The following is a 14,044-nucleotide window of genomic DNA, read 5'->3' as shown; positions in this document are numbered from 1 at the left end:
AACCCGGCGTGGGCCGTTCGGGTGACGGGGCCGCGTCGCTGGTCGTCCGGGTCGCTATCGTGACCGCCATGTCATCGCGCAGCCGTGCCGTCGTCCTCTCCCGACGGGCCCTCGAGCAGAAGGTCTGGCAGGCCTCGCAGTACGAGCTCGAGGATGTCATCTGTGCGGTCGAGGACGCCACGCTCCTGGCCCCGGGCGGTCGCCGGGCGAGCGGCGCGGGGGCTCTGGTCCACGGGGCGGTGAACCGCGTCGGCCGCAGGGTGGGGCGTTCGCGCCGAGCGCCGATGGTGCGGGTCGACGAGGCCGTCGAGACGGATCTCTTCTTCGGCGTCTTCGCCGCCGCGCACGAGCTCGGCGCTCTGCCTCTCGTGCGTCCGCAGCTCGAGCGGTCGGCGGCCAAGGTCGCGTTCATCGTCGAGCTGTGGACCCCGCAGGTCCCCCAGGTCGAGGACTACCTGCGTCTGCTGCGCGGCTTCGACCACGTGTTCCTCTTCAGCCGGGACGCGGCCGCCGCGGTGGAGGCGATCAGCGGGGTGCCGTGCACCTACCTGCCCACCGCGGTCGATGTCGACCTCTTCGCCCCCCCGGTGCCGGCGCCGGTGCGGGGGACGGATGTGATGAGCTACGGACGGCGGCTCGACGGCACCCACGAGGCGCTCCTCGCCGCCGCGGCGGCCGGGAGCCTCCACTACCAGTACGACACCGTCAGAGGCCCGTTCGACGTCACCGGCCCTCGCGAGCACCGGGCTGCGCTCGCGCGGTCGCTCCAGCGCAGCCGGTACAGCGTGGTCTACAAGAACAACGACGAGCCGGGACGGGTCGGTCGGACAGCGGGCGAGGAGTCGCTCACCAACCGCTACTTCGAGTCGCTCGCGGCCGGTGCCGTGCTGCTCGGCTCGGCTCCGGCTGTCGCCGACTTCGCGCGGTGCTTCGACTGGCCGGACGCCCTCGTCGAGATCGCTGCGCCCGAGCCGAGGGTCGTGGACGTGATCGGCGAGCTGGACGGGGACCCGCTCCGGGTGGCGCGGGCCAGCCGTGCCGGGGTGGTCGAGTCCTTGCGTCGGCACGACTGGGCCCATCGCTGGGCCGAGGTGCTGAGTGCGGTGGGGCTCGAGCCGGGGCCAGGGCTCACCGGCAGGCTCGAGCACCTCGAGGCCCGGGCTCGAGAGCACGAGAGCGCGCCGTTGCTCATCCCCGGGTGAGGGTCACCACTCCAGGGTGGCCGCCGCACCGTCCTCGCCGAGGACGTTCCCGTCCTGAACGAGGTCCTGGGGCTCTGCGTCCGGGTAGACCAGACCGTAGCCGCGGGCCGGCCCGATGACGTTGCCCGCGACCGTCACGCCCGTGCCGCTGAGGTAGAGCGGGAACCCGCCTCCGTCGAGCCAGTTGTCCTCGATGACGACGTCGAAGTTGTCGCCGTTGGCCTGCTCGAGGAAGACCGCGGCATTGAGCTCGGGGGTGTGCGGTCCCAGCTCGACGGCGTTGCCCCGGAACGTGAGGCGGTCGACGCCTCGGACCTGGATCCCGTCGTAGTGGCTCGACTCCGTCACCTTCGGCGAGTGGATCCAGCTGTCCTCGATCACGATGTCGGCCACCCGACCGCGGTCCGAGGTGAGGTGGATGCCGTCCTCGCCCTCGAGCCCGAAGACCTCGGTGCTGCGCACGGTCACGTTCGTCGCCCCGGAGATCGACAGGGTGGCGACCTCCGCGTTCTCGAGCACCACGGAGTCGCCCGTGACGAGGAGGTGCCCCTCGACGCGGACGTCGCGGAGCACGACGTCGTCCCCGGTGAGCGTGACGTCCCCCGGGACCAGGACCCCCTCGTACGCGGTGCTCGAGGCGTCCCAGGTGCCCGGGGTCCGCTCACGGAGATCGACGCCCTCGGTGACCCCGGTGGACGCGTCGTCGGGCCAGTCTGCGCGGTCCGGAGGGACGGGACTCTGGTCCTCGGGCGAGGTCGGGTCGCTGGTCGCGGAGGGTGTGGCCGCCGCTCCCGGGTCGGGGGAGGGCGGGCTGCACGCCGCCAGCAGGCCGGCGACGGCCACGCCCAGGCCCAGCCCCAGGGCGCGGTCGAGGGGGCGGGGGCGGCGAGTCATGAGGGCCCTCCGAGGGCTGCAGGTTCGGCGACCTGGCCCGCCGTCGTCTGCGCGGTGCGCGTCTCGACAGGCCCGGGCTCGGGGCGCTCGACGGCTGGCGGGCGCTTGTTGAGCCCGCGCCCCCAGTGCCGACGCCCGACCTCGAGCCGCCAGAGGGCGCCCGTCGCGCCGAAGACGATGAACGCCAGCGCGGCGTTGGTGCGGAAGCCCATCCCGTCATAGGTGACCCAGGTCACGAGGCTCACCGCCGAGGCGGCGACCAGGGCCTGGCCCAGGGCGCGCGCGTCGGGGCCCTGCGCGTGGTGGAACACGCCGCGGCCCACGCCGATCGCCGCCAGGAACAGTGCGATGAGCATCGCCAGGGCCACGAGCCCCCCGGTGATCAGCTCACCCAGGTACTGGTTGTCGAGGAAGAAGTGCTCGGCGGGTACCAACGTCCCGAGGCCACGTCCCAGCCACGGGTTCTCCTGGAAGAAGGCCATGACGCGCGGGAAGTCCTGGGTGCGGCCCTCGATGCTCGGGTCGTCCCCGGCGAAGACGAACATGGCGCGCAGGGTGCCGAGCAGGCCGGGGAAGGTGGAGCGCATCGCGACGAGGAGGACCATCCCGGCCACGGCCCCGATGAGACGTTGGCGGTTGGTCCACGTCAGGGCGAGCACCCCGACCCCGACCCCGATCCCCAGCACCGAGGATCGCGAGACGGCCATCGGTGACGCGACGACCATGGTCACCACAGCGACCTTCCACCAGTGCGAGCGGCGGCCGTCGGCGGTGCCGTGGAGCATGTAGTGCAGCGCGACGGGCAGGGCGATGGCGAGCACCACACCGAACTCGATGGGGTGGAGCGCCGTGCCCTGCACCCGGGTGAAGATCGAGCGTTCGGCCGAGACCTCGGCGGCCTGCAGGGTGAGGCCCGGCACGTGGATGTACATGTCGGGGGCGATGTCCGTGACGAACTGCACGATGCCGTAGACCGCCAGTGCCGAGGCCATGACCACGACCAGGCGCAGCAGCCGGTCGAGGTCTCGCCGGGTACGCGTGCCGTCGGCGACGAGGAGCGCGAGGGCCACGTACCCGGTCTGGACGATCAGGGCACGGTCGCTCGCGTTCGTCTCCAGGACGCTGAGGACCTGCACCTTGCCCGCGCCGTAGCTGACCAGCATCACGACCCAGAAGAGGATCAGCGGGACCCGCATCGGCTGGTACCCGTCGGCGAGGTAACCCGGGATCATCCGGGCGATCACGTAGAGGGCGACCGCGCCGATCGTGAGGATGGTCGCGGGGGCTCCGAGGGCCCCCAACGGTTCGACGATGAGGCGCCCCGGGATCGCCAGGGACAGGATCAGGACCAGGTGGACGACGAGGAGAGGGTCGCGCAGGAGTCGCTGCGGAGGGTCCACGGGGCTGCTCATGGGTGCCCTCAGCCGTGCTCGGTCGTCCGTCTGCCGCTCGACGCCAGGTGGTCGTGCTCGGAGGGCTCGGCATCGGCCTGGTCGTGCGTCGCGTCGGTGGCCTCGGGGCTCTCCGGCGCGACGTGGCGTGCACGCTCGGTCGCGTCGGGCTCGGTCGCCGGGGCGTCCTCGTCCCTCGGCTCCTCGGCTGCGGCCCACGTCGGCGCCTCGGGGAGCTCGACGACGTCGCCCCCGACCTGGCCACCCTCGACCTGGCCGCCCTCGACCTGGCCGCCCTCGACCGGGTCGCCCTCGACCGGGTCCCTCTCGTCGGCGGGCGACCATCCGACGGCGCTGACGCTCTCGGAGGCCAGGGTGGCCTCCTCCGCGCGCCGCCGCCGCCAGGTGAGGAAGCCGTCCAGGGCGACCGCCAGGCCGGAGCCGAGCACGAGCCCGACGACGCCCGCGACCGCGATGAGCTGCACGCCTCCGGTCGAGCCCTCGAGGGCGACCTGGGGGGAGGTCAGCGGGACCACCTGGATGCGGGTGTCCGGGTCGCTGTCGGCTGCTTCCTGCAGCTCCGCGAGCTTGACGTCGGCGATCCGGACGAGCTCGTTGGCCGTCTCGGTCACGGCGACCTCGTCGAGCCCCTCGACGTCGAAGTAGAGCACCGCGTCGACCCGGTCGACCTCGTACTCGGTCTCCAGGCCGGCCTCGTCGAGCTCGTAGCGGGTGGGCTCGCTGTCCATCAGCACGACCATGGCCGCGGTGGTCGTCGTGAGCGAGCCGCCCAGGCTCAGGAAGGGGTTGATCTCGTCGATCTCGCCCTCCTCGTCGCCGGGGATGAGCGCCGGGCCCGTGAGGATGGCCGAGCTCTGCGTCACGTAGACCGGGGGGAGGTCGCGGGCCGCCGTGTAGCCGAGGGCGAGGGCGACGACGAGGACGGGTACGAAGACGTACCAGCGTCGTAGGGTCGTGCGGAGAAGGGTCCAGACGTCCATGAGCTCCATCCAAGGGGTGTGGGGAGGGCGCACCGACGAGCCCTCGTCCATAGTGCCCCACGACGGACGCCCGACCCTGACGCAAACGGGTGATTTTCACACGATCTGTCCGAATTGCTCCCCTCCGTACCCGTATCGTTGGGCCTGCAAGGACGCGGTGCGTCGGGTCACTCGTCCCGGGAGCGCCGGCGACTCGACGACCTGGGGGAGGGGCGACATGGCCCACGACGTGAGTGACATTCCGGTGGTGATCCTGTGCGGTGGCATGGGGACACGGCTGCGCGAGGCGAGCGAGAAGCTGCCCAAGCCGCTCGTGGACATCGGCGGTCGGCCGATCCTGTGGCACGTCATGAAGACGTACAGCGAGCACGGGTTCCGCAAGTTCGTGCTGGCGCTCGGCTACAAGTCCGACCTGATCAAGCAGTACTTCCTGGACTACCGGCACCTCACCTCGGACTTCACGCTGCACCTGGGCAACGGCGACGAGCCCGTGTTCCACAACGAGGTCGGTCGTGAGGACTGGGAGATCACCTTCGTCGAGACCGGGCTCACCACGGGTACCGGCGCGCGGGTCGCCCGGCTCGCCCAGCACCTCGACGCCCCGCGCTTCGCCCTGACCTACGGCGACGGCATCGGCGACGTCGACATCACCTCGCTCGTCGAGCACCACGAGCGCTCGGGACTCCTGGGCACCCTCACGGGGGTCCACCCGAGCAGCCGCTACGGCGAGATGCACGTCGACGGCTCGACCGTCACCGAGTTCAACGAGAAGCCCACCCTCGCCGAGGGCTGGGTCAACGGCGGCTTCTTCCTCTTCGAGCGGGAGTTCGTCGAGAAGTACATCCCGGACGACGTCGACATGATGCTCGAGTCCGCCCCCCTGCAGACCCTCGCCCGCGACCGGCAGCTGTCGGTCTTCGAGCACCAGGGCTTCTGGATGGGGATGGACACCTTCCGGGACTGGACCGAGCTCAACAAGCTCTGGGACTCCGGCACCGCCCCGTGGAAGATCTGGAAGGACTGATCGTGCGCGTTCTCGTCACCGGTACCGAGGGGTACCTCGGCTCCCTGCTCGCCCCCACCCTCCTCGCGGAGGGGCACGACGTCGTGGGCGTCGACACGGGCTACTACCGTCACGGCTGGCTCTACCACGGCTCGCCCGAGGTGCCCCGGACCGTCTCCAAGGACATCCGCGACATCACGGTCGCCGACCTCGAGGGGTTCGACGCGGTCGTCCACATGGCCGAGCTCAGCAACGACCCCATCGGTGACCTCATCGGTGACGTCACGTACGACATCAACCACCACGGCTCGGTGCGCCTCGCGACCCTGGCCAAGGAGGCCGGGGTCTCGCGCTTCGTCTACATGTCCTCGTGCAGCGTGTACGGCGTGGCCGACGGCGTGGTCGACGAGACGAGCCCGACCAACCCGCAGACCGCGTACGCGCGCTGCAAGGCACTGGTCGAGCGCGACGTGACCCCGCTCGCCGACGACTCCTTCTCGCCGACCTTCCTGCGCAACGCGACGGCCTTCGGCGCCTCCCCGCGCATGCGCTTCGACATCGTGCTCAACAACCTCGCCGGGCTGGCCTGGACGGAGAAGAGCATCGCGATGACGAGCGACGGCACGCCCTGGCGGCCGCTGGTGCACGGCCTGGACATCGCCCGCGCGATCCGGATGGTGCTCGCCGCCCCCCGTGCCGACGTGCACGCCCAGGTCCTGAACGTGGGCAGCGAGGAGAACAACCGCACCGTCCGTGAGATCGCCGAGACGGTCGCGGCCGAGTTCCCGGGCTGCGAGGTGACGTTCGGCCCGCCGAGCGCCGACAACCGCAGCTACCAGGTGGCCTTCGACAAGATCCGCCGGGTGCTCCCGGGCTTCGAGTGCGAGTGGGACGTCAAGAAGGGCGCCGTGCAGCTGCGCGAGGTCTTCGAGCGCATCGACCTCGACGCCCCCACCTTCCAGGGCCGGGGCCACACGCGCCTGAAGCAGATCCAGCACCTCATGGCCACCGGCCAGGTGGACGAGAAGCTCTTCTGGACGGTGCAGCCATGAGGTACACGACCACGGCCGTCGACGGTGCGATCATCGTCGACCTGGACCCCTTCTCCGACGACCGTGGGCTGTTCGCGCGGACCTTCGACGCCGAGGAGTTCGCCGCCCACGGCATCGACGTCGGCGTCGCCCAGTGCAACCTGTCGTACAACCACAAGGCAGGCACCCTGCGCGGTCTGCACCGGCAGGTGCCCCCGCACGCCGAGGGCAAGCTCGTCCGGTGCACCGCGGGGGCGATCGTGGACGTGGCGGTCGACGTCCGTCCCGAGTCCCCGACCTACGGCCAGCACGTCATGGTCGAGCTCACGGCCGAGAACCGGCGGGCGCTGTTCATCCCCGCCTACGTGGCCCACGGCTACCAGACCCTCGTCGACGGCACCGAGGTGACCTACCAGGTCAGTGGCCCGTACGTGCCCGGGGGCGAGCAGGGGTACCGCTACGACGACCCCGCCTTCGGCATCTCCTGGCCGCACGAGGTGACCCTCATCTCCGACAAGGACGCCTCGTGGCCCCTGGTCGCGAGCCTGGGGGCCGACCAGTGATCATCGTCGACAGGATGCTCGCCGAGCGCCAGCGGGACTCCCGCCCGATCCGCGTCGCCCTGGTGGGTGCAGGGTTCATGGGCCGGGGGCTGGTCAACCAGATCGTCAACTCGGTCCCGGGCATGGAGGTCGTGGCCATCGCGGCGCGTCGCCCCGAGCAGGGCGAGCGGGCCTTCACCGAGGCCGGGGTCGAGAAGGTCGTGCACGTGGACGACGCCGCGGCGCTGGACCGCGCCGTCCTGGCCGGGACGCCGGCCGTCACCCCGGACATGGAGGCGGTCACCCGCGCCGACGGGGTGGACGTGGTGGTCGACGTGACCGGAGCCGTCGAGCTGGGCGCGCGCATCGCCCTGTCCTGCTTCGAGCACGGCAAGCACCTCGTCCTGATGAACGCCGAGGTCGACGCGACGGTCGGGCCCGAGCTCGCTCGCCGGGCAGCCTCGGCCGGGGTCGTCTACACGGGCTGCGACGGGGACCAGCCGGGGGTGCAGATGAACCTGTACCGCTTCGTCAAGGGGATGGGGCTCGAGCCCCTCGTCTGCGGCAACATCAAGGGTCTGCAGGACCCCTACCGCAACCCCACGACGCAGGAGGGCTTCGCACGCCGCTGGGGGCAGGACCCCCACATGGTCACGAGTTTCGCGGACGGGACCAAGATCAGCATCGAGCAGGCCGTCGTGGCCAACGCGACCGGCATGTCGGTGCACCGGCGCGGGATGCTCGGCCGGGACCACCCCGAGCACATCGACACGCTCACGGCTCGGTACGACGTCGACGAGCTTCGTGCCCTGGGCGGCGCCGTGGACTACGTCGTCGGCGCGCAGCCCGGACCGGGCGTCTACGTCTTCGCGACCCATGACGACCCCAAGCAGCGGCACTACCTCGAGCTCTACAAGCTGGGTACCGGACCGCTCTACAGCTTCTACACGCCGTACCACCTGTGCCACTTCGAGGTGCCCAACACGATCGCCCGTGCCGCCCTGCTCGGTGAGGCCACGATCGTCCCGGTCGGCGCCCCCACGGTCGAGGCCGTCACGACGGCCAAGACCGACCTGGCGGCAGGGACCGTGCTCGACGCCCTCGGTGGCTACCACTACTACGGCGAGGCCGAGCGGGCGGACGTCACCGCGCGCGACGCGCTGCTGCCGGTCGGTGTGGCCGAGGGGTGCCGGCTGCTGAGGGACGTCCCGAAGGACGGCGCCCTGACCTACGCCGACGTCGAGCTGCCGCAGGGACGGCTCGTGGACCAGCTGCGGGCGGCGCAGGCGGCCATGGTGGACCTGGTGCCATGACGCCGCACGGGTCCGCCGCGCGAGTCGTCGAGCAGGAGGGCATCCGTGGCTGATCGAGCGACGATCGTCATCCCTGCGCACGACGAAGAGTCCGTGATCGAGCGCTGTCTCGAGGTCTTGCTCGCCGGCGCGCGGCCCGACGACTTCGACGTGGTGGTCGTGAGCAACGGCTCCAGCGACGGCACGGTGGCGAGGGCACGGGCCGCGGCCGACAGGCTGCGCTTCCCGGTCGTCGTGATCGACCTCGACCGCCCGTCCAAGATCGCGGCGATCCGTGAGGGCATCGATCACGCTGCGGGTGGGCCGGTCGTGGTCCTGGACGCGGACATCGAGCTGCCGACGTCCACGGCCCTCGCCGTGTGCCGTGTCCTGGGGCGGGCGGAGCCCGTCCTGGCCTCGGCGCGGCTCCGGGTGGACGCCTCTCGTTCCTCGTGGTGGGTGCGCCGCTACTACCGGGCCTGGACCGCTCTGCCGTACGTGAGCTCCTCGATGGTCGGCTCCGGCGTCTTCGCGCTCAACGCCGCAGCCCTCGCCGACATCGGTGCGCTGCCCGACGTCACGAACGACGACGGGTGGGTCCTGCGGCAGTTCCCGGTGAGTCAGCGGGTGGTCGTGAGCGGTGAGTTCGTCGCTCACGCAGCACGGACGGTGTCCGCCCTCGTGGCTCGCCGCGCGCGCATCGTCAACGGCAACCGCGAGCTCGACCAGCTGCGGCCGCCCGAGTCCGACCACGGGCTGCAGGACCTGCTGAGGTTGGCCCGGGCGCGTGTCATCAGCCTGGCCGATCTGCTCGCCTTCGTGGTGGTGACCGTCGCCAGCCGGGTGCTGGCCGCGCGACGTCGCGCCACGGGTGACCGGTCCTGGGCGGCCGACCGGACCTCACGGGTCCCCGGATGAGTCGGCTCCCGGCGGTGCTCCGCCCGCGCCTGCTCGTCCACCTGCTCAAGGTCGCCCGCTTCTACTCCTACGCCCACGTCGAGCCCAGGCGCCGCATGAGCGCTGGTCCGGGCCTGCGGATGTCGCCCACGGCGAGCCTGCGCAACGGCGAGCGGATCAGCCTCGGTCACGACGTCCACGTCGGTGAGCGGTCCTGCCTGTGGGCGGGGGACTCGACGGGCCGGATCGTGCTGGGGGACAACGCGCTGCTCGCGCCGGAGGTCTTCATCACGGCCAGCAACTACGGGACCAGGCACGGCGTGCCGATCATGGACCAGCCGAAGGTCGAGCGGGACGTGGTGATCGGCTCGGACGTGTGGCTCGGCGCGCGCGTCGTCGTCCTGCCGGGGGTCACCGTCGGTGACGGGGCTGTGGTCGGGGCCGGCTCGGTGGTCTCCCGGTCGCTCCCTGCGGGATGCATCGCTGTCGGAAGCCCGGCACGCGTGGTGGGGTGGCGGGCAGGCCTGGACGGGCACCACGACGACGCGCGCTGAGCCCTCACGCCGTTCCCCGCTGCTGGGTGGCTGACCTCCGCGGAGGTCAGCCACCCAGCAGGATGCCGGTTCCCCGCTGTCTCAGCTGCTCTGCTGGTCAGCCGCGGTGCCCGGGGGAAGCGCCTCGGACGTCGCCCGGGTCGCGCTCCGCGTGCCTGCCGTGGTGATGGTGTCCGGGTGGTCGGTCGGCACCACGGTCGGCCGGAAGAACGTCTCGTGCCAGACCTCGAGGGACATGAGGGTCCAGATCTTCGACTCCTCGTTGAACCGGCCGGACTCGTGCCGCTCGAGCAGGGCGCGCACCTCGTCCTTGTCGAGGGCCTGGGAGACGAAGGACTCCGGTCCGGTCAGACGGTCCCAGACCGACTCGCGCAACCCGGTCCGGAACCAGGAGTCGAGGGGGACGCGGAAGCCGACCTTCTTCCGGTCGACGACCTCGTCGGGGAGGTAGCGCCGAGCCACCTCCTTGAGGGCCCACTTCGTCGTGCCCCCGCGCATCTTCACCGAGGACGGCAGCCGGAAGGCCAGCTCCACGAGACGGTGGTCGAGGAGAGGTGGCCGCAGCTCGAGCGAGGCTGCCATCGACATCCGGTCCCCACGCTCGAGCAGGTTGTCCGGCAACCAGCTGCGCACGTCCGCCGCGAGCATCCGCCCGATGACGTCGCGCTGGTGCCCGGGCAGGAGGTGGTCGGGGTGCTCGACGGTCCCCTGGAGCAGGGCGGCACGGTCGGCCGTCGTGAAGGGGGCGAACCACGTGGCGAAGCGCTCGGCCTCGGTGCGCGCCCCCGCCGCCCGCAGGGCGATCCGAGCCCGGGCGCCCGCGCCGGGGATCCGGCGTTCGAGGAGGGCAGCCGCCTGGGCCCGCAACGCCCCCGGGACCACGTCGGTGGCCTGCAGCGCGCGGGCCATGCGGTACTTCGGGTAGCCCGCGAACAGCTCGTCCCCGCCCTCGCCCGAGAGCACCACCTTGACCTTGGTGCGCGCCAGCTGTGCGAGCCGGAAGACGGCGATGTCGGCGGGCTCGGACACCGGGGCGTCACGGTGCCAGGTCAACGTCTTCCACAGGCCCTCGAAGTCGTCCGGGCGGACCTCGACCTCGTGATGGGTGGTGCCGAGCTCCGCGCTGACCCGCCGGGCCCAGGGCAGCTCGTCGTAGCGCGGGTCGCCGAAGCCGGCGGAGAAGGTCGAGACCTCCCCGCCGTGCCGCAGGTCCGACACCACCGCGGCGATGAGGCTGCTGTCGACACCGCCGCTGAGGTAGGCACCGACGGGGACGTCGGCGACGAGGGCTGAGGAGACTCCGGCACGCACGGCCTGCTCGACGGCGTCCACCGCGGTCGCGGGAGTCCAGTCGCGGACGGGGTCCGGGGCAGGGAGGGACCAGTACTGGTGGTGGGTCAGGGTCCCGTCCCTGTCGAGCCGTGCCCAGTGTCCGGGCAGGAGCTTGTGCACCCCCGCGAAGAGCGTGTGCGGTGCGGGGACCGACCGACCGCGGAGGTAGGCGCCGAGGCTCGCGTGGTCCACCTCGGGCTCGAGGTCGGTGCCGGCGAAGATGGCCTTGGGCTCCGAGGCGAAGGCCAGGGTGCCTCCGGCGAAGCTGTAGAAGAGCGGCAGCACCCCGAGGCGGTCCCTGACCATGTAGGTCGTCCCGTCGACGGTGTCGTGGGCGACGAAGGCGAACTGGCCGCGGAGCCGGTCGACGTAGCCGATGCCGTGCCGCGCGACACCCGTCAGCACGACCTCGGTGTCGCCCTGCGTGCGCAGTGCACCACCGAGCTCCTCGCGCAGCTCGCGGTAGTTGAAGATCTCGCCGTTGAAGACGAGCTGCCACCGCCCGTCGGGGGAGGCCATGGGCTGGGCCGAGCTGGGCAGGTCGATGATCGACAGACGGGTGTGGGCGAAGCCCACCCCGTCGCCCTGCCAGTACCCCACGGCGTCCGGGCCGCGGTGGACCAGGGTCGCAGCCATGGCTTCGAGGCCCGCGGCCGAGGTGGGTCGTCCGTCGAGGTGCCGTACTCCGGCGATGCCGCACATGTCATGCCCTCCGGGCCGTGGTCGCGATGTTCATGAGGTCCTGGGCCCGAGAGCTCCACGACGAGGACTCCACCGCCGCGCGCAGCGCGGCGGGGTCGGGCGGGTCGTCGAGGGCTTCGCGAACCAGCGCGGCGAACTCCTCGGGTGTCCTGGCGACGGCGACCGTGCCGTCCTCGTGCTCGACCTCGGGGTAGTGCGTCGAGACGACGGGGAGCCCCAGGGCCAGGTACTCCTTGAGCTTGATCGGGTTGGCGAACCGGATCCACTCGTTGTCGAGCCACGGCATCAGGGCGACGTCGAAGGTCCGTCCGAGCTCGGGGATGCGGCTGTACGGCTGGAACCCGAGCCAGTGCACGTTGGGCAGGGCGAGGAGGTCGTCGAGGGGGCAGGTCGCGTCACCGACCAGCACCATGCTGACCTCCGGCAGGGCGCGCGCGGTGCTCGCCAGGAGCTCCAGATCGACCACGTAGTCGTCGATGCCGCCGAAGAACCCCATGATCGGGCCGGGTACGTCGGCCAGCTCGGCGGGCCTGGCTCCGTGGCTGCCGCCCGCGCCGGGTCCGCGCGAGAAGTGGTCCAGGTCGACACCGTGGCCCAAGAAGACGCCTCGGTCGCCCACGGCGTCGCCGTCCGCACGCATCAGCTCGTGGCTCACGTACAGCACCCGGTCGGCGTGCCGCATCAGGGCGTGCTCGAGCTCGGCGATCCGCTGCTGATCGGCCTCCGGGAAGGCGGAGTGCTGGTCCGACCGGTTGTAGACGAGGGCGCTCCGCCGCAGCGGGCGCAGCACGGGCCACGCGGTGGGGATCGTCGCGGCGACGTAGGGCCGCTGTCCGACCCCGATCAGGCGGGAGACGATCCGGACCTGCTGACGCACCGACCAGGCGTTGAGGCGCGCGGCGATCCCGGACCCGTAGGCCGGGATCATCACGGGCGTCATCACGTGGTACTGCGGCAGGCCCGGGACGGGACGCCGTACGAGCTTGGCCATGCTCCGCAGCTTGCGGCTGATGCGGCGGCCGGGGTTGCTGCTGACCCCGCGCCGGGGCATCCGGAGACCCAGGCTGTTGACCAGCAGGACGGGGCGCCCGCGCGCCACCTCCTGCATGAGCTGGAAGTCGGAGTGGGCACGGTTGTGGTACCACCAGTCCTGGGCGGCGAACCAGATCACGCCGGGTTCGCGGACCTCGCGCAGCGAGGTCGACCACGCCTCCGCGGCCCCGGCGCGGCCGGCCGCGCTCCGGGGGGCCCGCAACGCCTGCCCGACGAAGGTCCCCGCACGGAAGGCATGGGCCCGGAGGCCCGGGTGGCGTCGAGCGAAGTGCACGATGCGGTTGCGGACCACGAGGCGCCAGAGGGTGAGGTTCGGGCCGTAGGGCCCGCTGTCGTGCTCGGCGACGGCCGCGGGCTCGTAGCGCACGACGAAGCCGTGGTCGCGCACCCGAGCGCAGTAGTCGACCTCCTCGGAGTACAGGAAGAAGGACTCGTCCCAGTCGCCGACCGCAGCGCGGCACCGGGCCGAGATGGCCAGCACGGCTCCCGTGGCCCAGTCGACGTCCGCGGGCGAGGCGTAGGTCGGCCCGTCGGGGATGAGCTCGCTCAGCCCGTGACGTGCGGCGCGGTTCCCGCCGAGCAGGGCCTCTGCCCAGGCACGGGTGACGGACGGCGCGTGCCGCAGCGAGGGCCACGTCCGTCCGGCTGCGTCGAGCAGTCGCGGGACGGCGACGCCGACGGCGGGGTCGTCCAGGGTCGCGAGGAGCGCCTCCCCGCAGCCGGGGAGCAGCCGGACGTCGGGGTTGAGGACGAGAAGGTGCTCGTCGGGGGTGGCGGTCGCTGCTGCGGCGTTGATCGCGGCGGAGTAGCCCGCGTTGCGCCCCATCTCGATGACCTGCGCCTCAGGGCGGGCCGCACGCACCATGTCCACGGTGCCGTCGGCGGAGGCGTTGTCGACCACGGTCATCCGCCATCGCGTGCCCACCAGGCCTGCGTCCAGCGTCGGCAGGAGCCCGGCGAGAGGGGCGGTGCTGTTGTACGTCACGACCACGACGTGGAGCGGGGCCTGCGCGGCGCCGTCCGTCGTCGCACCGGTTGCGCTGTCCGTGTCCGGCTGGCCCGTGGCCGCGGGCCCCCTGGTCCGAGCGTGCACTGCGTCTCCTCGCGGTCAGGTGCGACCGGTGGGCCGCGAGGAACAGCGTAGGCGCCG

At 71.9% G+C, this 14,044-nt stretch carries 12 protein-coding genes; 7 read left to right on the top strand and 5 right to left on the bottom strand.

The window, feature by feature from the left end; translation table 11 throughout:
• The first annotated feature begins 68 nt into the window (after nt 1-68).
• Entirely contained in the window at nt 69-1,202 is a 1,134-nt protein-coding gene (locus tag J4G33_RS09255) for a glycosyltransferase family protein (RefSeq protein ID WP_208055683.1), read from the top strand.
• 3 nt (nt 1,203-1,205) lie between these two features.
• Here J4G33_RS09255 and J4G33_RS09250 read toward each other — a convergent pair whose 3' ends face one another.
• The 3 genes from J4G33_RS09250 to J4G33_RS09240 are packed head-to-tail and all read right to left on the bottom strand — an operon-like array spanning nt 1,206 to nt 4,488.
• Nucleotides 1,206-2,096 carry a right-handed parallel beta-helix repeat-containing protein gene (locus J4G33_RS09250; protein ID WP_208055682.1) on the bottom strand — a complete coding sequence of 297 codons (891 nt, stop codon included), beginning with the start codon at nt 2,094-2,096 and terminating at the stop codon, nt 1,206-1,208.
• A complete protein-coding gene (locus tag J4G33_RS09245) occupies nt 2,093-3,508 on the bottom strand; it encodes an O-antigen ligase family protein (RefSeq protein ID WP_208055681.1) in 1,416 nt (471 codons plus the stop codon). The genes J4G33_RS09250 and J4G33_RS09245 overlap by 4 nt, the downstream gene beginning before the upstream one ends.
• 8 nt (nt 3,509-3,516) lie before the next feature.
• A complete protein-coding gene (locus tag J4G33_RS09240) occupies nt 3,517-4,488 on the bottom strand; it encodes a hypothetical protein (protein WP_208055680.1) in 972 nt (323 codons plus the stop codon).
• Nucleotides 4,489-4,717: 229 nt separating this feature from the next.
• Between J4G33_RS09240 and J4G33_RS09235 the strand changes: the two genes are divergently transcribed.
• From J4G33_RS09235 to J4G33_RS09210, 6 genes are read left to right on the top strand one after another with little or no spacing between them, the layout of a single operon-like run.
• Nucleotides 4,718-5,512 (top strand): glucose-1-phosphate cytidylyltransferase, encoded by a 795-nt coding sequence (locus tag J4G33_RS09235; protein WP_208055679.1) that lies wholly within the window; start codon nt 4,718-4,720, stop codon nt 5,510-5,512.
• A gap of 2 nt (nt 5,513-5,514) precedes the next feature.
• Nucleotides 5,515-6,543, top strand: coding sequence for an NAD-dependent epimerase/dehydratase family protein (locus J4G33_RS09230; protein WP_208055678.1), 1,029 nt, complete (start codon nt 5,515-5,517; stop codon nt 6,541-6,543).
• The gene (rfbC, locus tag J4G33_RS09225; protein WP_208055677.1) at nt 6,540-7,085 is read left to right on the top strand and encodes a dTDP-4-dehydrorhamnose 3,5-epimerase; all 546 of its coding nucleotides are present in this window, start codon (nt 6,540-6,542) and stop codon (nt 7,083-7,085) included. The genes J4G33_RS09230 and rfbC overlap by 4 nt, the downstream gene beginning before the upstream one ends.
• 14 nt (nt 7,086-7,099) lie before the next feature.
• A complete protein-coding gene (locus J4G33_RS09220) occupies nt 7,100-8,377 on the top strand; it encodes an NAD(P)H-dependent oxidoreductase (protein WP_243758898.1) in 1,278 nt (425 codons plus the stop codon).
• A gap of 45 nt (nt 8,378-8,422) precedes the next feature.
• Nucleotides 8,423-9,274: a glycosyltransferase family 2 protein gene (locus J4G33_RS09215; RefSeq protein WP_208055675.1), complete on the top strand. Its 852-nt coding sequence runs from the start codon at nt 8,423-8,425 to the stop codon at nt 9,272-9,274.
• Nucleotides 9,271-9,807: an acyltransferase gene (locus tag J4G33_RS09210; protein ID WP_243758897.1), complete on the top strand. Its 537-nt coding sequence runs from the start codon at nt 9,271-9,273 to the stop codon at nt 9,805-9,807. Before J4G33_RS09215 ends, J4G33_RS09210 begins: the two co-directional genes overlap by 4 nt.
• An 81-nt stretch (nt 9,808-9,888) precedes the next feature.
• On the opposite strand, the gene asnB is transcribed toward J4G33_RS09210, so the two are convergent.
• Both asnB and J4G33_RS17775 read right to left on the bottom strand, forming a co-directional pair.
• Nucleotides 9,889-11,841: an asparagine synthase (glutamine-hydrolyzing) gene (gene asnB / locus J4G33_RS09205; protein WP_208055674.1), complete on the bottom strand. Its 1,953-nt coding sequence runs from the start codon at nt 11,839-11,841 to the stop codon at nt 9,889-9,891.
• Nucleotide 11,842: 1 nt separating this feature from the next.
• On the bottom strand, nt 11,843-13,987 hold the full coding sequence (locus J4G33_RS17775; RefSeq protein ID WP_208055673.1) for a glycosyltransferase: 2,145 nt from the start codon (nt 13,985-13,987) through the stop codon (nt 11,843-11,845).
• Nucleotides 13,988-14,044: the final 57 nt, after the last annotated feature.

The organism is Actinotalea soli, from assembly GCF_017565425.1.
GTDB classification, from domain to species: domain Bacteria; phylum Actinomycetota; class Actinomycetes; order Actinomycetales; family Cellulomonadaceae; genus Actinotalea; species Actinotalea soli.
This window is presented reverse-complemented; position numbering and strand designations above follow the sequence as displayed.

Excerpts from the sequence above, each read along its gene's own strand:
- J4G33_RS09255 (WP_208055683.1), top strand. The coding sequence starts at position 69 with ATGTCATCGCGCAGCCGTGCCGTCGTCCTCTCCCGACGGGCCCTCGAG.
- J4G33_RS09250 (WP_208055682.1), bottom strand. The coding sequence starts at position 2,096 with ATGACTCGCCGCCCCCGCCCCCTCGACCGCGCCCTGGGGCTGGGCCTG.
- J4G33_RS09245 (WP_208055681.1), bottom strand. The coding sequence starts at position 3,508 with ATGAGCAGCCCCGTGGACCCTCCGCAGCGACTCCTGCGCGACCCTCTC.
- J4G33_RS09240 (WP_208055680.1), bottom strand. The coding sequence starts at position 4,488 with ATGGACGTCTGGACCCTTCTCCGCACGACCCTACGACGCTGGTACGTC.
- rfbC (WP_208055677.1), top strand. The coding sequence starts at position 6,540 with ATGAGGTACACGACCACGGCCGTCGACGGTGCGATCATCGTCGACCTG.
- J4G33_RS09220 (WP_243758898.1), top strand. The coding sequence starts at position 7,100 with ATGCTCGCCGAGCGCCAGCGGGACTCCCGCCCGATCCGCGTCGCCCTG.
- J4G33_RS09210 (WP_243758897.1), top strand. The coding sequence starts at position 9,271 with ATGAGTCGGCTCCCGGCGGTGCTCCGCCCGCGCCTGCTCGTCCACCTG.
- asnB (WP_208055674.1), bottom strand. The coding sequence starts at position 11,841 with ATGTGCGGCATCGCCGGAGTACGGCACCTCGACGGACGACCCACCTCG.